The 19,065-nt window shown below is 67.2% G+C and carries 17 protein-coding genes; 11 read left to right on the top strand and 6 right to left on the bottom strand.

Going from position 1 to position 19,065, the window contains the following annotated elements; all coding sequences use genetic code 11:
* Positions 1 to 5 precede the first annotated feature (5 nt).
* Positions 6 to 383 carry a helix-turn-helix domain-containing protein gene (locus ACIQC9_RS11310; protein WP_400615825.1) on the bottom strand — a complete coding sequence of 126 codons (378 nt, stop codon included), beginning with the start codon at positions 381 to 383 and terminating at the stop codon, positions 6 to 8.
* Positions 384 to 551: 168 nt separating this feature from the next.
* On the opposite strand from ACIQC9_RS11310, the gene ACIQC9_RS11305 reads away from it, so the two are divergent.
* Complete coding sequence (locus ACIQC9_RS11305; RefSeq protein WP_400615824.1) at positions 552 to 806, top strand: GlsB/YeaQ/YmgE family stress response membrane protein; 255 nt, start codon at positions 552 to 554, stop codon at positions 804 to 806.
* Between the two features lie 69 nt (positions 807 to 875).
* Here the strand turns inward: ACIQC9_RS11305 and ACIQC9_RS11300 are convergent, their stop codons facing one another.
* Complete coding sequence (locus ACIQC9_RS11300; RefSeq protein WP_400615821.1) at positions 876 to 1,379, bottom strand: superoxide dismutase; 504 nt, start codon at positions 1,377 to 1,379, stop codon at positions 876 to 878.
* Between the two features lie 132 nt (positions 1,380 to 1,511).
* On the opposite strand from ACIQC9_RS11300, the gene ACIQC9_RS11295 reads away from it, so the two are divergent.
* Positions 1,512 to 3,164, top strand: coding sequence for a GNAT family N-acetyltransferase (locus ACIQC9_RS11295; RefSeq protein ID WP_400615818.1), 1,653 nt, complete (start codon positions 1,512 to 1,514; stop codon positions 3,162 to 3,164).
* Between the two features lie 163 nt (positions 3,165 to 3,327).
* On the opposite strand, the gene typA is transcribed toward ACIQC9_RS11295, so the two are convergent.
* Positions 3,328 to 5,160 carry a translational GTPase TypA gene (gene typA / locus ACIQC9_RS11290; protein ID WP_400615815.1) on the bottom strand — a complete coding sequence of 611 codons (1,833 nt, stop codon included), beginning with the start codon at positions 5,158 to 5,160 and terminating at the stop codon, positions 3,328 to 3,330.
* Between the two features lie 172 nt (positions 5,161 to 5,332).
* Positions 5,333 to 7,390: an OPT family oligopeptide transporter gene (locus ACIQC9_RS11285; protein ID WP_400615813.1), complete on the bottom strand. Its 2,058-nt coding sequence runs from the start codon at positions 7,388 to 7,390 to the stop codon at positions 5,333 to 5,335.
* A 96-nt stretch (positions 7,391 to 7,486) separates the two neighbouring features.
* Between ACIQC9_RS11285 and mutM the strand changes: the two genes are divergently transcribed.
* The 9 genes from mutM to recF all read left to right on the top strand — a co-directional run bounded on the left by mutM (position 7,487) and on the right by recF (position 15,222).
* A complete protein-coding gene (gene mutM / locus ACIQC9_RS11280) occupies positions 7,487 to 8,365 on the top strand; it encodes a bifunctional DNA-formamidopyrimidine glycosylase/DNA-(apurinic or apyrimidinic site) lyase (protein ID WP_400615811.1) in 879 nt (292 codons plus the stop codon).
* A gap of 2 nt (positions 8,366 to 8,367) precedes the next feature.
* The gene (locus ACIQC9_RS11275) at positions 8,368 to 8,907 is read left to right on the top strand and encodes a DUF1697 domain-containing protein (protein ID WP_400615809.1); all 540 of its coding nucleotides are present in this window, start codon (positions 8,368 to 8,370) and stop codon (positions 8,905 to 8,907) included.
* Positions 8,907 to 9,350 (top strand): hypothetical protein, encoded by a 444-nt coding sequence (locus ACIQC9_RS11270; protein ID WP_400615808.1) that lies wholly within the window; start codon positions 8,907 to 8,909, stop codon positions 9,348 to 9,350. Before ACIQC9_RS11275 ends, ACIQC9_RS11270 begins: the two co-directional genes overlap by 1 nt.
* Positions 9,351 to 9,531: 181 nt before the next feature.
* The gene (locus ACIQC9_RS11265; protein WP_400615806.1) at positions 9,532 to 10,320 is read left to right on the top strand and encodes an enoyl-CoA hydratase-related protein; all 789 of its coding nucleotides are present in this window, start codon (positions 9,532 to 9,534) and stop codon (positions 10,318 to 10,320) included.
* A 27-nt stretch (positions 10,321 to 10,347) separates the two neighbouring features.
* The gene (locus ACIQC9_RS11260) at positions 10,348 to 10,515 is read left to right on the top strand and encodes a hypothetical protein (protein ID WP_400615804.1); all 168 of its coding nucleotides are present in this window, start codon (positions 10,348 to 10,350) and stop codon (positions 10,513 to 10,515) included.
* A 97-nt stretch (positions 10,516 to 10,612) separates the two neighbouring features.
* Positions 10,613 to 10,882, top strand: a complete 270-nt coding sequence (gene rpsT, locus ACIQC9_RS11255; protein WP_400615802.1) for a 30S ribosomal protein S20 — start codon at positions 10,613 to 10,615, stop codon at positions 10,880 to 10,882.
* Positions 10,883 to 11,410: 528 nt separating this feature from the next.
* Complete coding sequence (gene dnaA / locus ACIQC9_RS11250) at positions 11,411 to 12,814, top strand: chromosomal replication initiator protein DnaA (protein ID WP_400615800.1); 1,404 nt, start codon at positions 11,411 to 11,413, stop codon at positions 12,812 to 12,814.
* A gap of 126 nt (positions 12,815 to 12,940) precedes the next feature.
* Entirely contained in the window at positions 12,941 to 14,059 is a 1,119-nt protein-coding gene (gene dnaN, locus ACIQC9_RS11245) for a DNA polymerase III subunit beta (RefSeq protein WP_400615798.1), read from the top strand.
* A 32-nt stretch (positions 14,060 to 14,091) separates the two neighbouring features.
* Positions 14,092 to 15,222, top strand: a complete 1,131-nt coding sequence (gene recF / locus ACIQC9_RS11240) for a DNA replication/repair protein RecF (RefSeq protein WP_400615796.1) — start codon at positions 14,092 to 14,094, stop codon at positions 15,220 to 15,222.
* A gap of 54 nt (positions 15,223 to 15,276) precedes the next feature.
* Here the strand turns inward: recF and ACIQC9_RS11235 are convergent, their stop codons facing one another.
* Both ACIQC9_RS11235 and ACIQC9_RS11230 read right to left on the bottom strand, forming a co-directional pair.
* Entirely contained in the window at positions 15,277 to 17,415 is a 2,139-nt protein-coding gene (locus ACIQC9_RS11235; RefSeq protein ID WP_400615794.1) for a M13 family metallopeptidase, read from the bottom strand.
* Between the two features lie 147 nt (positions 17,416 to 17,562).
* The gene (locus tag ACIQC9_RS11230; protein ID WP_400615792.1) at positions 17,563 to 18,936 is read right to left on the bottom strand and encodes a serine hydrolase domain-containing protein; all 1,374 of its coding nucleotides are present in this window, start codon (positions 18,934 to 18,936) and stop codon (positions 17,563 to 17,565) included.
* Positions 18,937 to 19,065 lie beyond the last annotated feature (129 nt).

Genomic DNA, 19,065 nt, shown 5'->3' with positions numbered 1-19,065 from the left:
AGTCATCAGGCCGCTTCGTCCGCGTGCAGCGACTTGGCCAGATCCAGCAGGCGCCGCCGGGGCTTTTCGTCCAGCTGATAGTAGGCCTGGATCAGGTCGATCGTTTCCTTGCGCGAGAACATCTCGCCGCCGGTCGACGGAGGCGAGCTCTTGCTCTCCAGCGCCTCGGCCAGACCGTCGTAGAAATAGCTGACCGGCGATTCCAGAGCTTCAGCCAGCTGCCACAGGCGGGCGGCCGAGATGCGATTGGCGCCGCATTCGTACTTCTGGATCTGCTGGAAGCGGATGCCGACCTGATTGGCCAGCTGCTGCTGGGTCAGGCCCAGCAGGCGGCGGCGACGGCGAAGGCGACGGCCCAGATGAAGGTCGATGTCGGTGGCCATGGAGAAACCCCTTCTGACGCTGTCCCGAAGCGGGACGGTTCGCCTCGGAAGCGGCAAGGGGCGTGCCGCGCTCGCCCGGAAGGCGACTGTTCGTTCCGGACATACGCAACCGTTAGCCCGGCAACGCATTTACCCGCCGAGCTTGGCTTTAATGGAAGGGCATACATCATGGGCTTGGGTATCATTGGCTGGATTGTCATCGGCATTATCGCCGGCTGGCTGGCTGAACAGGTCATGGGTCGTAATCACGGCCTGCTGACCAATCTGATCGTTGGCGTCGTCGGCGCCCTGCTGGGCGGTTTCATCGCCGGCAATCTTCTGGGAATCCCGGTGGGAGGGTTCAACCTCATCACCCTGCTGGTCGCCTTCCTCGGCGCCTGTCTGCTGCTGTTCCTGGTTGGACTGGTGAAGCGCCGCGCCTGATATCTGCGTTGCGTATGAAAAGGGGCGGCTCCGCGAGGAGCCGCCCTTTCTCTTTGCCTGAAGTCGGGATCAGGCGCCCGGTTGGTCCGGGGTCGTCGTCGGCGTTTCTTCACCCGGGGTCGAAGGCTGTTCGCCCGCGGGCGGAGAGGCCGGGTCGGTCGGCTCGGGCTGGGTGGTCGGCTCTGCCGAGGGCGCGGTCATGCTCGGCGACGCCGCAGCAGGGGTCGCGCCGATCGCCGGGGCGGACTGATACTGAGAGCTGGACCAGGCGACGGCGATATCCGCGCCGCTCTGGGTCAGGCCGGCGACAGGCACGCCGCGCAGCTGGCCGTCCGACCCGCGCACGGTGATTTCTTGGCCTGACGGGCCTTGGCGGGCGCCTTCGAGCGTGCCGAGGGTCGAGCCATCGGAGCCCTTTACGGTCGCACCGGGCTGGAGCGAGACCGTGGCGGACTGTGCCGGGGCGGGGGTCGCTGTAGGCGGAGTTTGCGTGGCCGTGTCCTGTGCGAGGGCCGCCGGAGCGGTCATGAGGAACAGGCCGGCGACGGAAGTCAGGATCGCGGTCTTGCGCATGATATTGGCCTTGATGACGCGAGCGATATGGCTCGCCACAAGGTCGAAACACGGCGCATTGCGGATTGTTTCACCCGCCCCGAAATGACCTTCGGCTTGCCTCGTTTGGCCGATTCCGGGTCTATCTGCGCCATGAACCGCGCTGCCGGACACAAGTTGGGACGTTGGGGCCGCCTCGCCGCGCTGGTCTATGAGGTTTCGCCCCAGATCTTCGCGGCGCTGGGCTTTCTCGCTGGCGGCGTGATGATCGCCTCGTCAGTGACGCCGGCTTTTCCGGGGCGGCTGGCGTGGGTAAGCGAGGCGCTGCCACCGGTCTTCATCGACCTGTCCCATTTCGCGGCGAGCGTCGTCGGCTTCCTGATGCTGCTGCTGGCCGCGGGCCTGTGGCGTCGGCGACAGGGCGCATGGCTCGCCGCGATCGTTCTGCTGATCGTCGGCGCCGGACTGTCGCTGCTGAAGGGGCTGGACTGGGAGGAGGCGGCCGAGCTCCTGCTTCTGGCCGCCGTTCTTTGGCCCTGCCGACGGGCGTTCGACCGGCGGTCGCGTCTGTTCGAAGCGCTCTCGCCGTCCTGGCTCTTGCTCCTGCTGGCGACGGTCGCCGGCATGCTCTGGCTGGGCTTCTTCACCTATCGGGACGTCGCCTATACCGACGATCTGTGGTGGACGCTGGTGACGGATCAGGAGGTGTCGGGCTTCCTGCGCGCCGCAGCCGTGATCGCCCTGATGGCTGTGGTTCTCGCCGGTCGCGCTCTCCTTTCGGCGCCCGGAGCCAAAAGTCACCGCGCGCCGACGCCGGAAGAGGCCGCCCGCGCCCTGGCCATTCTGCAGGCCGGCGAGGGCGTGACGCCGGACGCCTGGCTGGCGAGCCTCGGCGACAAGGCGCTTCTGTTCAGCCCCTCCGGAAGGGCCTTTCTCGCCTACGCCGTGCGCGGCCGTCGCTGGATCGCCATAGGCGAACCCGCCGGCCCGTCCGGAGACCGGCTGCCCCTGCTCTGGGCCTTCGCGGAACTGGCCGACAGCTATGGCGGCGCGCCGGTCTTCTATGCGGTCGGCGAGGATCTGCTGTCGGATCTGGCCACCCTCGGCATGGCGCTGCGCAAGGTGGGCGAGACAGCGGTGGTGCGCACGGACGCCTTCTCGTTGGAAGGCAAGTCGAAGCAGAACCTGCGCACCGCGGTGAACAGGCTGGAACGCGAGGGCGCGGCCGTCGAGGTCATTCGCCCCGGCGAGCCGGGACTGGACATGGCGGAGCTGCGGGCTTTGTCGGACGCCTGGCTGACGCACCACAAGGGCACGGAGAAGCGCTTCTCGCTCGGCCGCTTCAACCCGGACTACCTGTCGCAGACACCACTTGCTGTTGTTCGCATCGATGGCCGCGTGGTCGCTTTCGCCAACCTGATGCCCGGCTCCGACGGCGTGGCGGTCGACCTCATGCGGCACCTGCCAGACGCCCCGACCGGCGTGATGGACTATCTCTTCGTCCGCGCCATCCAGTGGGCCCGCATCGAGGGCCTGACGGATTTCAGCCTCGGCATGGCGCCGCTGGCCGGGCTCGAGAACCGCCGCCTCGCCCCGGTCTTCGCCCGCGTCGGCGCGCTCGTCTTCGAGGAAGGCGGCGCCCTCTACGGCTTTCAGGGCCTGCGCGCCTACAAGTCCAAGTTCGACCCGGACTGGCGCCCGCTCTTTATCGCCGCCCCGGCGTCGACGCCTCTGCCGCTGGCCCTGCTGGACGTCGCCCTGCTGACCAGCGGGGGCTGGCTCGGGATGCTGGGTCTGAAGCGGTAGCGGTTCTCCCTCCCCGGGACGGGGAGGGTGGTCGCAGAGCGACCGGGTGGGGACGGCCTTCGCCACACAAGCAAAAGGCGGCGGGCCAATCGCCGCGCCGCCCCCACCCGACTTCGCCCTGCGGGCTCAGCCGCCCTCCCCTGAAGGGGAGGGAGAGTCACTCCTAGTCCTCGCGGACGCGCTTCTTGCGGAACGAGGGGTTCAGCACCGCCTTGCGCAGGCGGATCGACTTCGGCGTCACCTCGACCAGTTCGTCGCTCTCGATATAGGCGATGGCCTGTTCCAGCGACGGCCGGCGCGGCGGGGTCAGGCGCACGGCCTCATCCTTGCCCGAGGCGCGGACGTTGGTCAGTTGCTTGCCCTTGATCGGGTTGACGTCGAGGTCGTCCGACCGCGAGTTCTCGCCGATGATCATGCCCTGATAGGTCTTCTCGCCGGCGCCGACGAACATCACGCCGCGATCCTCGAGGTTCCACAGGGCGAAGGCCGCCGTGTCGCCGTCCGAGTTCGAGACCAGCACGCCCTTCAGACGGCCCTCGATCGCGCCCTTGTGCGGCTCGTAGTGGCTGAACACCCGGTTCAGCACGCCCGAACCGCGCGTGTCGGTCAGGAACTCGCCCTGATAGCCGATCAGCGAGCGCGACGGGCACATCAGCTGGATGCGGGTCTTGCCCGCGCCCGACGGACCCATGTCCTTCAGCTCGGCCTTGCGGGTCGCCAGCTTCTCGATGACCACGCCGGTGTATTCGTCGTCGACGTCGATCATGACGTCCTCGATCGGCTCCAGCCGTTCGCCGTTCTCGCCGGTCTGATAGACCACGCGCGGACGCGAGATCGAGACCTCGAAGCCCTCGCGGCGCATGTTCTCGATCAGCACGCCCAGCTGCAGTTCGCCGCGACCGGCGACTTCATAGGCGTCGGCGCCCGGGGTCTGGGTGATGCGGATGGCGACGTTGGCTTCGGCTTCCTTCAGCAGGCGGTCACGGATGACGCGCGACTGGACCTTGTCGCCTTCGCGGCCGGCCAGCGGGCTGTCGTTGACCGAGACGGTCATCGAGATGGTGGGCGGATCGATCGGCTGGGCCGGCAGGGCTTCAGTGACGTCCAGCGCGCAGAGGGTGTCGGCCACGGTGGCCTTCGACATGCCCGCGATGGCGACGATGTCGCCGGCTTCCGAGCCTTCGTCCAGCGCCTGACGCTTCAGGCCGCGGAAGGCCAGCACCTTGGTGATGCGGCCCTGTTCGATCGTCTTGCCGTCGCGGTCCAGCGCCTTGATGGCCATGCCGGGAACGGCCTTGCCGCTCTCGATACGCCCGGTGAGGATGCGGCCCAGGAACGGATCGGACTCGATCAGCACGTTGAGGATCTGGAACGGCTTGTCCCGGTTGGCCTGAACGGCCGGCGCCGGCACGTGCTCGACGATCAGGTCAAACAGTGGGGCCAGGGTGTCCGACTTCTCGTTCAGGTCCAGCGTCGCCCAGCCGTTCCGGCCCGAGGCGTAGATGTGCGGGAAGTCCAGCTGCTCCGGCGTCGCGCCGATGGCCTCGAACAGTTCGATGGTCTCAAGGTGCACGCGATCCGGGTCAGCGTGCGCGCGGTCGACCTTGTTGATGCAGAGGATGGGACGCAGGCCCATCTTCAGCGCCTTGGTCAGCACGAATTTGGTCTGCGGCATGACGCCCTCTTCCGCGTCCACCAGAATGACGCAGCCGTCCACCATGCCCAGGATGCGCTCGACCTCGCCGCCGAAGTCGGCGTGGCCGGGGGTGTCGATGATGTTGATGCGGGTCTCGCCCGCCTTGCCGTTCCACAGGACCGAGGTGGCCTTGGCCAGAATGGTGATCCCGCGCTCTTTTTCCTGGTCGTTGGAGTCCATGGCGCGCTCGGTCGTCGCCTCGTTCGCTCGGAAGACGCCGGACTGGGCCAGAAGCTGGTCGACCAGCGTGGTCTTGCCGTGGTCGACGTGGGCGATGATGGCGACGTTGCGCAGGTTCATTTGAGTATCGCGAATAGGCGGCCGGAAGGGTCGGGCCGCTGGACAGGGGCGTAATTGCGGGAAGGCGCGCGCCTCATACAGGGGCGAACGCGGAAACGCCAGTGCGCGGCGAACACGCACTGGCGTAACGGCGGCCTCTATCCCCGACGAAAACGGCGGGGTGAGGGCAGGATCAGACCTTGGCCGAGCGGCTGCGGACCCAGCCGTACAGCATCACGGTCAGGACGATGAAGGCCACGATCCCCGCCAGCATGGACGGGAAGGTCGAGCCCTCGGGCAGCATGGCGAACGGCGCATCGTTGCCGGTGGCCACGATCACGCCGGCGGTCATCACCAGGAACAGGCTCTCGCCGACGATCAGGCCTGACGCCAGAAGCACGCCCATGCGGCGGCCGACATCGGCGAACCGGGTGGTCTTGATCGCCTTATCGTAGAACCAGCCGCAGACCGCGCCGATGACCAGCATCGTGGTCACCGCGGCCGGCAGGTAGAAGCCGATGCCGACAGCCAACGGCGGCAGTTTCATTTTGCCCTTGGTCGCGCCGCTCAGGACCATGTCCAGCACGATGATGATCACGCCGATCACGGCGCCGAGGCCGATCAGGTCCCAGCGCAGGTCGCCGCCGATGACGCCCCGGGCGAGCGCCGAGATCAGGGTCGCTTGCGGGGCCGCCAGTGGCTCATCGGCGATGCCGGTAGGCCCGCCTTCGAAACCGAACGCCTTGTTCAGCAGGTTGAGGATCAGCGGGATCACGATCGCGCCCGCGCCTACGCCCACGATCAGGGCGGTCTGCTGACGCCACGGCGTCGCCGCGACAAGCTGACCGGTCTTCAGGTCCTGAAGGTTGTCGTTGGCGATGACGGCCACGGCGAACACCACCGCCGTCACGATCAGGGCGAAGGCCACCACCGACGGGTCGGCGGGCAGGCCGGCCAGCGCGAGCACGCCCAGCATCAGCACCGAGGCGATGACGATCGCGAGGATGCCGACGCCGGAGACCGGGCTGTTCGACGATCCGATCAGGCCGGCCATGTAACCGCAGATCGCGGCCACGGCGAAGCCGATCAGGACGACATAGACCAGCCCGCCGACCACCAGCACGGCCGTCGATCCGGCCAGGGTCGGATTGCTCTGGGCGAACATGGCCAGCAGGAAGCCAATGCCGATCAGGCAGGCGACCGACAGGCCGGCGACGATGTTGATCGGAATGTCCTGCTCGGTCCGGTCCAGAACCTCCCCACCGGCACGACGACGGTTGGCGGCCAGCGCCGAGGTCAGCCCGCCGATCAGCGGACCGGCCAGCTTGATCAGGGTCCAGATGGCGGCGACGCCGATGACGCCGGCGCCCATGAAGCGGACTTCACGGCTCCACACCGTTCCGGCCAGCTCCTCGGCGCCTGCGCCAGCGGGCAGGGTCGTCGCGATCGACGGAATGTTGTGGGCCGTCAGCCACGCGATGGTGTCCGGGCTGGTCAGGATCGGCACCGCGATGCCCCAGGCCAGGATCAGGCCGAACAGCTGAGCCAGACCGACGCTCAACCCGATCAGGTGGCCGGCGCCCAGCAGGGCGAACTGCATGCCGAAGCCCATGCCCGTGGCTCCGCCGCCCAGCGACGCGGGCAGCTTGATGAACTTGGCGGCCTCGCCGGCGAAGACACGGCCTGCGACCAGCAGGGCGTAGCCCGCCGAAACGATCGCGCCGGTGATCACGACCCAGAGGCCGGCGGCGTTCTCGCGCACGGCGCTGTCGGTCTGCTCGGCGCCGCGCGACCCGACGGTCAGCACTTCCGCCGCCGCCACGCCTTCGGGATAGGGCAGATTGGCCTCGACCACGAGCGCCCGACGCAGCGGGATCGAGAAGGTCACGCCCAGAACGCCGCCGAACACGCAGATCAGCACCGATTCCCAGAACGGGAACTCCAGCCACCAGCCGACCATCACCAGACCGGGCAGCACGAAGATGATCGAGCTCATCGCCCCGCCGACCGAAGCGACGGTCTGCACCGTCATATTCTCCCAGATGGTCGAGGTCTTGAACATGCGAAGGATGGCCATCGAGATGACCGCCGCCGGAATGGCGGACGCGAAGGTCAGCCCGACCTTCAGGCCCAGGTAGGTGTTCGCGGCCGTGAAGACGACGGCCAGAAGGCAGCCCAGCACAAGGGCGCGGAGCGTCAGCTCGATACGCTTGCCGCCCGATACGGGCGCGCTCGCGGGTGTGTCAGTCATGTTAAGGATCCTCTCCCGATCGGTGGACCTAAGCCGAAGACCGGGGACGGAGCAAGAATCCTTCTCCCACGGGGGGAGACGGGCTATCCGTTATCCATGCCCGAGCTTCCCGAGGTCGAGACCGTCCGGCGTGGCCTTGAGCCCGTTCTCGGCGGCGCGACCCTGTCCCGCGTCCGTCAGAACCGGCCCGACCTGCGCTTCCCCTTTCCCGACGACTTTCCCGCCCGTCTGAATGGCGCGACAGTCCAGCGCATCGATCGGCGCGCCAAATATCTGCTGATGCCGCTGTCGACGGGCGAGACCTGGGTCACCCACCTCGGCATGACCGGCCGCTTCACCCTCGACGGCCGTCAGCTGGGCGAGTTCGAGGAGCCCGCGCCCATCGCCGGCAAGCATGAGCACGTCAGCTTCTGCGCCACGAAGGGAAAGGCGACCCATCGCATCGGTTTCGCGGACGCCCGCCGCTTCGGCTTCATGGGTCTGATTCCGACCGACACGGTCGAGGCTCATGCATGGTTCAGGGATCTGGGCCCCGAGCCGCTCGGCAACGGCTTCTCCGGCGCGCACCTCGCCGAGGCGTTCGCCGGGAAGAAACAGAACATCAAGGTCAGCCTGCTGGACCAGCGCATCGTCGCGGGTCTGGGCAACATCTATGTCTGCGAGGCCCTGTATCGCGCCCGCATCTCGCCGCTGGTCGCCGCCGGCAAGGTGTCGAAATCCCGGCTGGAGACGCTGGCCTCGGTCGTGCGCGACGTCCTTAATGACGCCATCGCCGCCGGCGGCTCCACCCTGCGCGACTTCGCCAACGCCGATGGCGGGCAGGGCTATTTCCAGCACCGGTTCGACGTCTACGGCCGCGAGGGCGAGCCCTGCCTCGGCCCAGACTCCAAAGAGGGGGGATGCACCGGCGTGGTCAGGCGCATCGTGCAGGGCGGCCGCTCCACCTTTTACTGCCCGTCCTGCCAGAAGCGCTGACGATGACCCATCGCATCATCCTGTTCCGCGGCATGAACACCGGCGGGGTTCGCGCCCCTGTCCGCGAGCAGCGGGTCATGGCCGAGTCCATGGGGCTGAAGAACCCGCGTACGCTTCAGGCCAGCGGGAATCTTGTTGTCGAAAGCGGAAAGGCCACGGCCGCGCTGGAAGCCGACATCGAGGCCGCGATGGAGAAGACCTTCGGCCTGAAGGTCGCCGCCATGGTCCGCACGCCGGACCAGTGGTCGAAGCTGATCGCCGCCAATCCCTTTCCGAAGGAAGCGGCCGCCCACCCGGCCAAGGTCGTCGCCATGGTGATGAAGGACGGGATCAAGCCGGGCGCGCTGGAGGCCTGTCGCGAATTGGCCGCGGGCGGCGAGGCGGTCGAGGCCGTGGACGATGTCCTCTATTTCTGGTTCCCGAACGGGCAGGGCGAGTCCGGCATCTTCAAAAAGGCCACGCCGCGCATGCTGGGCATGGGCACGGGCCGTAACTGGAACACGGTGTTGAAACTGGCCGACATGGCCGGAGCGGAGGTTTGATGCGCAAGGTCCATCTCTGGATCAGCCTGATCGTCGGCGTCCTCGTCTGGAGCGTCTATTTCGGCCATGTGGTCCAGACCTTCCGGCGCGGCGACGCAGGCAATCTGGCGCTCTGGTTCCTCGCCGCCCTCGCCCTGATCATCGTCGCCGAGACGATCGCCACCAGTCTGATCGCCTGGCTGTTCCGACGCCGCACGCGCGAACTCGACGAGGGGCCGACCCTTCAGGCCGCGCTCAAGGCCAGCCATGTGGCCCTGATGATCCTGATCGTTCTGGCCTTGGCCGTCGCAGCCGGGCTCGCGGTCGCCAGCCTCTTCGGCTGGTCCCTCGGCCTGTCCGCCCCGCGCGCCCAGGTCCTGGCCGCCAACGCCCTGCTGGCCATGGTCGTCGTCGCCGAACTGTCCCGCGCGGCCCTGACACTGGCGCTTCTTCCCCGACGCTGAACGTCCACGACCGTTTCTGACGCAGGCCGGGTGTAGGCTTCATCCTGTGGGTATGGAGGAGGCGCCTTGCAGACGGACGATCCGGACGCATCGGACGCTTCGGACTGTGTTTTTCGACCGAGCCGCCCGCTTCCGCCGCCCGCCCGGTCTTGGTAAGCCCGCGCGATACGAGGAGAACTCCATGGCCGACAGCTACGCCAACCTTCTGATCGAGCGCCACGCCGACGGCTATGCGGTGGTGACCCTGAACCGGCCCGAGGCGCTGAATGCGCTGAACTCGGCCCTGTTCAGGGATCTGGCCGACTTCCTTGACGCGGTCGAGCATGACGACACCGTGCGCTGCCTGATCCTGACCGGCTCGGGCGAGAAGGCCTTCGCCGCCGGGGCCGACATCAAGGAGATGGCCGACCAGACCTACGCCCAGATGTACACCGGCAACTACTTCGCCCTCGGCCACGACCGGATCACCCGCTTCCGCAAGCCGATCATCGCCGCGGTCAACGGCTTTGCGCTGGGCGGCGGCTGCGAGCTGGCCATGCTGTGCGACTTCATCGTCGCGTCCGAGAAGGCCCGGTTCGGTCAGCCCGAGATCAATCTCGGCGTTGCCCCCGGCATCGGCGGCTCCCAGCGCCTGACCCGTCTGGTCGGCAAGTCCAAGGCCATGGACATGGTCCTGACCGCCCGCATGATGGACGCCGCCGAGGCCGAACGCGCCGGGCTGGCTTCGCGCGTCTTCCCGCACGACCAGCTGCTGGACGAGACCCGCAAGATCGCCGCGAAGATCGCCTCGCAAAGCCCGCTCGCCGTCATGGCCAACAAGGAAATGGTCAACGCCGCCCTCGAAACGACCCTGACCCAGGGCGTCCAGTTCGAACGCCGCCTGTTCCACTCACTGTTCGCGTTCGAGGATCAGAAGGAGGGAATGAGCGCCTTCGTCGAGAAGCGGACGCCGAACTTCACCGGCCGGTAGGCGTTGCGTCGGTCTGGAGGACCGCACATGGGCAAGATCATCGCTTTCATCCTGATCCTGGCGATCGGCTTCGGCGCCGGCTGGATCGGCCGTAGCTACAAGAACGCCTCGGATTGCCGGGCCGCCGGGGGCGTGCTGGACACCAACCGCGGCATCTGCGCGGGCGCGGTTTCGATGTCAGCGACTCCGCGTTGACCCTCCGGGGGCTTTCCGCTATAGCCGCGCGCTCTTGAGATTTCCGCGCCGTGGGACGGTGTTCCGCGGCGTTTTCCGTTCGATAGGTTTTTGACTGATGGCCAATAACGCCGGCGCCAAGAAGGCGATCCGCAAGATCGCCGCCCGCACCGAAGTGAACAAGGCGCGCCGTACGCGCGTTCGCACCTTCCTGCGCAAGTTTCAGGAAGCCGTGACCGGTGGTGACGCCACTGCCGCGAAGACCGCCTTCGTAGAAGCCCAGTCCGAGCTGATGCGCGCCGTGTCCAAGGGCGTGGTTCACAAGAACACCGGCTCGCGCAAGGTCTCGCGCCTGGCCGCCCAGCTGAAGAAGCTGTCGGCCGCCTGACACGGCCTTGTGTCCGGCTTCGGACACTCATTTGTGCGGGTTCGCCTGAGAGGCGTACGGATCGACCTTCGTTATACGGTCATCCAATAGTCGAATGAATTCAACGGCGAGGCGGCTTCGGCTACCTCGCCGTTTGCACGTTCGGGCCTAAGCTTGACCAGCGGAATTAGGCCCTTCCGCAGACCTGAAACGACTATTTCTCAAGCCCGCAACAGCACTTGGCGGAGTCAAACAATTTAAGTGCCGAAAGTGATTCGAATCTGCGTTGACGGTGACCCCGCCGGGCGTAAGTTTGAAGCCGTTACGCACTTCCATCCCATCACGGATGAAGACGGCGCGGGGCCTGAAAATCCCCGTCGACGCGGAATGTCTGAGTGAGAGAACGACCCCGTCCCGGGCGACCCTTGTCGCACCGGTCAGGAGAAGTCGTCCCTGGCTCCAGGCAGTCCGGAAGGGCGCAGCGGGGGTGATGGACTTCTAGCGGCGGGTGGCTGACCGATGATGGGGGGCGTGAGGATGACTGCGGGTATGACGGATCCGGATCACATCTGGACCGAGGCGGCGGGACGCCTGCGTACGGAGATCGGCGAGGGGGCGTTCAGCTCCTACATCGCGCCGTCGGCCGTGCGTCTGGACGGCTCCGGCCAACTGGTTCTGGTGACCCCGACCGCCTATGCCCGCGACTGGGTGCGCAAGAACGCGCTCCGCCGCATGAACGAGCTCTGGCTGGGTCTCGACGGCCTGAGCCGTCGCCTCGACGTCCGCTGCCGCGCCGAGATGGGCTCGGTGCCCCCGGCCTCGGCCATGGCCGCCGGGCGCGGAGAGGCCAATGTCGTTCCGATGCCGATGGCCACCGTGGCTCCGGTCGCCGACGGCGCCCGCGCGGTCCGCGCCGCGGGCCTGCAGGAGCGGCTGACCTTCTCCAGCTTCGTCGAGGGGCAGGGCAACGCCTTCGCCCTCGCCATCGCCAAACAGGCCGCCGCCTGGGCCGACGGCCACTTCAACCCGATTTTCTTCTGCGGCCCCTACGGTTACGGCAAGACCCACCTGCTGAACGCCATCGCCTGGGAGGCCCAGCGCCTGCGTCCGGACGCCAAGGTGGTTTACCTGACCGCAGAGCGCTTCCTGTCGACCTTCGTGCGCGCCATGCAGGACCGCTCCACCGCCGCCTTCAAGGACAGCCTGCGCACCGCCGACATGCTGCTGATCGACGACGTCCAGTTCGTGGGCGGCAAGGCCTCGACCCAGGAAGAGCTGCTGTCGACGCTAACCGCCCTGATCGAGGACGGCAAGAAGATCGTCCTGTCGGCCGATCGTCCGCCGATGGCCCTGACCGAGATCGAACCGCGCCTGCGCAGCCATCTGGCCTCCGGCCTGACCTGCCCGGTCGAGCCCGCGGATCGTGCGCTGAAGCTGGCTGTGGCCCGCAACCGCATCGAGGCCCTCGCCAAACTCGGCGTCGTCTCCGGCGAGGCCCAGCCCGAGGTGCTCGAGCATCTGGTGGATCGCACCCCCGGCTCGATGCGCGAGCTGGAAGGCGCCGTGAACACGCTAGCCGCCGTCGCCGCCAGCCGCCTGTCGGCCCTGACCGTTGACGAAACGCAAGGCCTGCTCGGCTCTGCCCTGCGCGGCGGCCCGGAGCGCCGCATCACCGTCGACGAGATCCAGAAGACCGTCGCCGAGCACTTCAGCCTGAAGCAGGCCGACCTGCTCAGCGAGCGCCGCACCCGCGCTGTCGCCCGTCCCCGACAGATCGCCATGTGGCTGTGCAAGCAGCATACGACGCGGTCCTACCCGGATATCGGTCGACGTTTCGGCGGTCGCGACCACACCACGGTCCTGCACGGCGTACGCAAGATCGAGGAACTGATGCCCCAGGACGACCAGATCGCCCGGGACGTCGAGACCCTGACCCGCAAGCTCCGGGGCTGACTGTGGACATCGGGGGCCGTTCGCAAGGCCCCCGTTGCCCCATCGCGCCAATCCGCTAGTGTCCTTGACCCAAGTAGTGCAGGCGACCGCTGAGTCGCCAAAAGGCGAGTCCCGGGGCGAGACGACATGCAGCTGACCATCGAACGATCCGCGCTTCTGAAGGCCCTCGGGCACGTCCAGAGCGTGGTCGAACGGCGCAACACCATTCCGATCCTGTCCAACGTCCTGCTGTCGGCGGGCCGCGACAAGCTCAGCTTCGCCGCCACCGATCTGGACATGGAGATGGTGGATGAGGCCGAGGCGACGGTGAACGTCGAGGGCCAGATCACCGCCCCGGCTCACACCCTCTATGAAATCGTGCGCAAGCTGCCCGACGGCGCCGAGGTCTCGCTCAGCTACAGCGGCGACGACCCCCGTCTGGTGGTTCAGGCCGGCCGCTCCAAGTTCAACCTGCCGGTCCTGCCGGCGGGCGACTTCCCGGTCATGTCCACCGACACCTCGGGCGCCCGCTTCGCCATGGCCAAGGAGGATCTGGCCCGGCTGATCGACAAGACCCGCTTCGCCGTCTCGACGGAGGAGACCCGCTACTATCTGAACGGCCTTTACCTCCACACCGTGGCCGAGGCCGGCGTGCCTCTCCTGCGCGCCGTCGCCACAGACGGTCACCGTCTGGCTCTCGCCGAGACCCCGGCGCCCGAGGGCGCCGCCGGCGGTCCCGGCGTCATCGTGCCCCGCAAGACGATCGATCAGGTCCGCCGTCTCCTCGACGACGGCTCGGGCCCGGTCGAGGTCATGGTCAGCCCGCAGAAGATTCGCTTCGAGTTCGGCCAGGCGTCCCTGACGTCCAAGGTCATCGACGGCGCCTTCCCCGACTACATGCGCGTCATCCCCAAGGGGAATGACAAGCAGGCCGACATCGACAACGCCGTCTTCGCCTCGGCCGTCGACCGCGTCGCCACCATTTCGGCCGAGAAGAGCCGTTCGGTGAAGCTGGCCTTCGAACTGGATCGCGTCACCCTGACCGTCCGCAACATGGAAGCCGGACAGGGCGTCGAGGAGGTCGAGATCGGCTATTCCGAAGAGCCCTTCGAGATCGGCTTCAACGCCCGCTATCTGCTGGACGTCGCCGGCCAGATCACCGGCGAAACCGCCCACTTCAAGTTCGCCGACCCGGCCAGCCCGACGCTGGTGCTCGATCCGGGCGATCCGGGCGTGCAGTATGTGCTGATGCCGCTGCGGGTGTGATCGTCCGCGCATTGGCCTAGAGAGCGGATCGGATGATCCGTTCACTCACCCTCACCGACTTCCGCTCGTATGCGAGCGCGACCTTGCCCGTATCGGCGGGGTCGGTGGTGCTGCATGGGCCGAATGGCGCGGGCAAGACCAATCTGCTGGAGGCGCTGAGCCTTTTCACGCCGGGCAAGGGCTTGCGCGGAGCGACCGCGCCCGAGATGGGCCGTCGCGAGCCGGGGGAGGCGACCGGCCGGGCGTGGGCCGTGGCGGCTGTGATGGCTGACGGCGAGGATGAGACGAAGCTGGGCACGGGCGTACAGAACGCCGGCGCCGCCCGCCGCATCGTGCGCATCGATGGCGAGACCGCCCAACCCGGCCGTCTGCTCGACCACCTGCGCCCCGTGTGGGCCACGCCCGAGCAGGACCGCCTCTTTTCCGACGCCCGCGCCGACCGGCTGCGCTTCTTCGACCGTCTGGTCTTCGCGGCTGACCCCGGCCATGCCGCCTCGGTCTCCGCCTATGAGAAATCCTTGCGCGAGCGGCTGCGTCTGCTGGTCGATGGCGCCGAGGGGCAGCCGGCGGATCCACTGTGGCTGGATGCGCTGGAGGTTCGTCTTGGAGCGGCCGGAGCCGCCGCGGCGATGGCCCGCGCCTCTGCGCTGGAGACGCTTCAGGCCGCCATCGACGCCCGCGCTGATCGCCCCTTTCCGCAGGCCGATCTCGGCCTGTCGGGCGAGGCCGAGACCCTAGCGGGCGATGCGGCGGACGCGGAAGCCATTGCCGGTCGTATTCGCGAAGGTCTGAAGGCCTCCCGCGCTCGCGACGCCGCCGCCGGCCGCTCTCTATACGGCCCCCATCGGTCGGATCTGACGGCGCTCCATCGCGAGAAGAACCGCCCCGCCGCCGAAGGCTCGTCCGGTGAGCAGAAGGCGCTGGTCCTGAACCTGATCCTCGCCCAGCTGAGCCGTCTGTCCGATCAGCCCGCGTCGCCGATCCTGCTGCTGGACGAAGCCCCCGCCCATCTCGACACGGCCCGCCGCGCCGCTCTGTTCGACGAGATCGAGGCCTTGGGCCTGCAGGCCTTCATGACGGGCACCGAGGCCGAGCTCTTCGCCCCATTACGTGGCCGCGCCCAGTTCGTGCGGGTCGAGGGCGGGATGCTGGATTCCGAATAGACGAAAGGCCGGAGCATTCCTGCTCCGGCCCTCGCTGTCGTCACTTGTCGCGACCTACCAGATGCGAACCCGGTCCGCCGGCGCGAGGTAGTATTTCGAGCCCGGCTGGACGTCGAAGGCATCGTACCAAGCGTCGACGTTGCGCACCGGGCCGATGACGCGGAACTCGGCGGGGCTGTGCGGATCGGTGGCGATCTGCTGCTTCAGGGCGTCTTCGCGGTACTTCGACTGCCAGACCTGCGCCCAGCCGTAGAAGAAGCGCTGATCGCCGGTCGTGCCGTCGATCACCGGCGCGGGCTGGCCGTTCAGCGACAGATGATAGGCCTCGAGACCCACGGCATTGCCGGCGGCGTCGCCGATGTTCTCGCCCATGGTCAGGCCGCCCTGGACGTGGAAGCCCGGGATTGGCTCGAACTGGTCGTACTGCTCGCCCAGACGCCTGGTCAGGCCGTCGAAGTTGGCGCGGTCCTCGGCGGTCCACCAGCTGCGCAGCACGCCGTCGCCGTCGGACTTGGAGCCCTGATCGTCGAAGCCGTGACCGATCTCGTGGCCGATTACGCCGCCGATACCACCGTAATTGACCGCCGGATCGCCGTTCGGATCGAAGAAGGGCGGCTGCAGGATGGCGGCCGGGAAGACGATCTCGTTGTTGGTCGAGTTGTAGTAGGCGTTCACGGTCTGCGGGGTCATGCCCCATTCATCCTTGTCGACAGGCTCGTTCAGGCGGCTGAGTTGATAGTTCCAGCGGAACAGTCCCGCACGCTCGCCATTGCCGAACAGGTCGTCCGGGCGCACTTCCAGACCGGAATAGTCGCGCCACTTGTTCGGGTAACCGATCTTGACCGTGAACTTGTTCAGCTTGTCCTCGGCCTGCGCCTGCGTTTCCGGGCTCATCCAGTCGTAGGTGCGGATGCGGTTGCCCAGCGCCGTGCGCAGGTTGGCGACCAGCTGCTCCATCTGCGCCTTGGACTCGGGCGGGAAGTATTCGGCCACGTACTGACGGCCGACGGCTTCGCCCAGCATGCCTTCCGCGAAGCTGATGCCGCGCTTGTCGCGCGACCGCTGCATCGGCTGGCCCTGCAGGTCGCGCGAGCGGAACTCCCACTGCGCGTCCGAAAAGCGCTTGGACAGGCGGCTGGCGGATTGGTCCACCGTCTGGAACGCCTGCCACGCCTGGATCGTGGCGATAGGGGTCTCGGCGTAGATGGCCGCCAGCTTGGGCATGGCGGTATCCTGACGCACGATCAGGCGAGGCACGTCGCCCACGCCCACCGCGGTGTAGTAGTCCTGCCACGCGAAGCCGGGGGCTTCTGAAGCGAGCTGGGCGATGGTGTATTCGTTGTAGGTCTCGTCGCGGTTGCGGTTCTGGATCGGGGTCCAGTGGGCCTCGGCGATCTTGTCCTCGAAGGCGAGGATGGCGTCGGCGCTGGCGGACGGATTGTCCCAGCCGATCATGGTCAGCATGCGCTCGACATAGGCGCGGTATAGCACCTTCTTGTCCGCCCAGCGCTGCTCCAGATAGTAGTCGCGGTTCGGCAGGCCGAGGCCCGACTGACCGGTCGAGACGACGTAGCGGGTCGGCGCCTTCTGATCGGTGGTGATGCCCGTGCCGAATATCGAGCCGCCGACGCGACCCACCGTCTGGCCCATGTAGACGGCCATCTTCTCATGGGTGTCCGCCGCGCGGATCGCGGTCAGGTACGGCTGGATCGGCTGGGCGTCCAGCTGTTCGATCCGGGCCTCGTCCATATAGGCCCGGTAGGCGTCCGCGATCTTCTGTTCGTCCGAGCCTTGGGTCAGATCGGTGCGCGCCACCAGCCCGTCGATCATTTCCTTGACCCGGTTGTCGGACAGCTCCCGCAGCAGGTTGAACGAGCCGTAGCTGGTCCGGTCGGACGGGATCTGCAGCCGGTCCAGCGCCGCCCCGTTTGCGTAGCGGAAGAAGTTGTCGCCCGGGTTCACCGAGGTATCGCGGCCGTTCAAATCAAAGCCCCACGTCCCGTACTTCGGCGCGGCGGTGCCCTGATAGCCAAGGACCACGTCGCCGCCCGGCGCCGGCGTCTGGAACAGCTCGACGACCGTACAGGCCTCGTCAATACAGGCGTGGTCGTCGGCGTCGGTCCAGGACTGGGCCTGGGCGGTTGCGGGCAGGATAAGGGCCGCAGCAGCGGCGCCGATCAGAAGCTTCTTCATTGAGGCGTTTCCGGACTTTTCTTTACCTGACGGAGGGGTCGGCGGCGACCCTAAACACCGCTCTTCGACTGTCGCCTGAATTTTTTGTCATGAAGCGACGGAGCTGATGCGACCGACCGTTCAGCCTTTCAGGCTGTTCTGCCGCGGTCAGTCGGTTTCGCCGCCGGGGCGAAGTTCATTGAACAGTCCCTGCGCATCCGTGCGGACGATCCAGACGACATCCCGGCGCTCGAACCGGGCGCGGTAGCTTCTGCGGAACCCATCCCCGTCCGTGGCTTCCGACAACAGATCCAGACCCTGAAGGGGACCGACGGCTGTCAGCAGCGCGCGCCCGAAGTTGGACAGGAAATCGTGCGACCCGCCGCCCGTGGTCGTGAACGCGGCCTTGTCGAGGCGACCATCTCCGGCGGTGGCGAGTGCCTTTGCGACCGACGCCGTTAACGCCGGCCGTTCGTCAATCAGGGTTGGGCGCGGTTCAATGGGAGCCAGTTCGGTATCCGCGATCGACTGGGCCAGCAGGGGGAAGAACTGCCTCTGGTTCGCCAGTGCGATGATCGTGAGCCGCTCGGACGGGACATGCAGTATGTCCGCCAGAGCCGGTCCTCCGCTGTGCCCATACACCTGTTGGCCGCGATACTGGTCCGCTGTCCAGCCGATGGCGAACCCACCGGGCCGTCCGTCACTCAGCGGCGCGGCTGTGGTCAGGGCCCTGAAGCTTTCGGCTGACAGATACTGTCCGCCGTCGATCGCCGTGAACAGCGTCGCGAGGTCCCGGACGGAGCTGTACAGCCCGCCGGCCGAATAGCCGTACGGCATATAGACGAACGTGTCGTCGTCCTGCTCCGCGCCGTTCCAGCTGTAGAGCGAGGCCCGACGCTGCACCTGCGACGGCGCGAGCGGTGCGCCGCGGGTCTCGAAACTGAAGCCGGTGTTTGTCAGGCCCAGCGGCGTCGTGATCTCGCGCTGGACGATGTCTGCGAAGCTCAACCTCGTCGCCTTCTCAAGCGCGGCGGTAAGGACGATATAGTCGGTGAAGCCATAGCGGCTCTCGCTGCCCGGCGTGTAAGCCAGCGGGCGGGTCATGGCGGCGGCGGCGAAGTCCTGCGGGCTGGCCGTATCCGGAAGGCCCAGACGTTCAGGCATGCCCGACATGTGGCTGGCCAGCTGTCGCAGGGTCACCTGTTTCCACGTCTCCGGCGCCTCCGGGAAATAGCGGGTCAGTGGATCGTCGAGCCCGACCACGCCCTGCTCCGACAGCCGCATCAGGATAACGCCGGTGAAGATCTTCGTTGCCGAAGCCAGTTGGAACGGCGTGTCGGGTGTGACTTCCCCCCGCCACTCCAGATTGGCAAACCCGTAGCCCTTCATCTTCTCCACCACGCCGTCATCGACGATGGCGACCGCAGCCCCCGGGATGTGGCTGACCTCCATGTACTGGCGGATCAGCTCATCGACCGGATCCGCGGCGGCCGGCGTTGTGGTAAGCAGGATCAGGCTGGTGGACAGGGCGCGGGCGAGCATGGATCGTCTCTGCTTGTTGACGTCGCCAGCTTGGTCGTATCCCGACAAGACCGCCAGTGCATGGCGGCGGCCTGCGACCAGCTTGCGACGAAGTGCTCCTGAAGGCGTCGCAGCCGCGAAGGAAATATC

Source organism: Brevundimonas sp. NPDC092305 (assembly GCF_044755415.1).
Classification (GTDB): domain Bacteria; phylum Pseudomonadota; class Alphaproteobacteria; order Caulobacterales; family Caulobacteraceae; genus Brevundimonas.
This window is presented reverse-complemented; position numbering and strand designations above follow the sequence as displayed.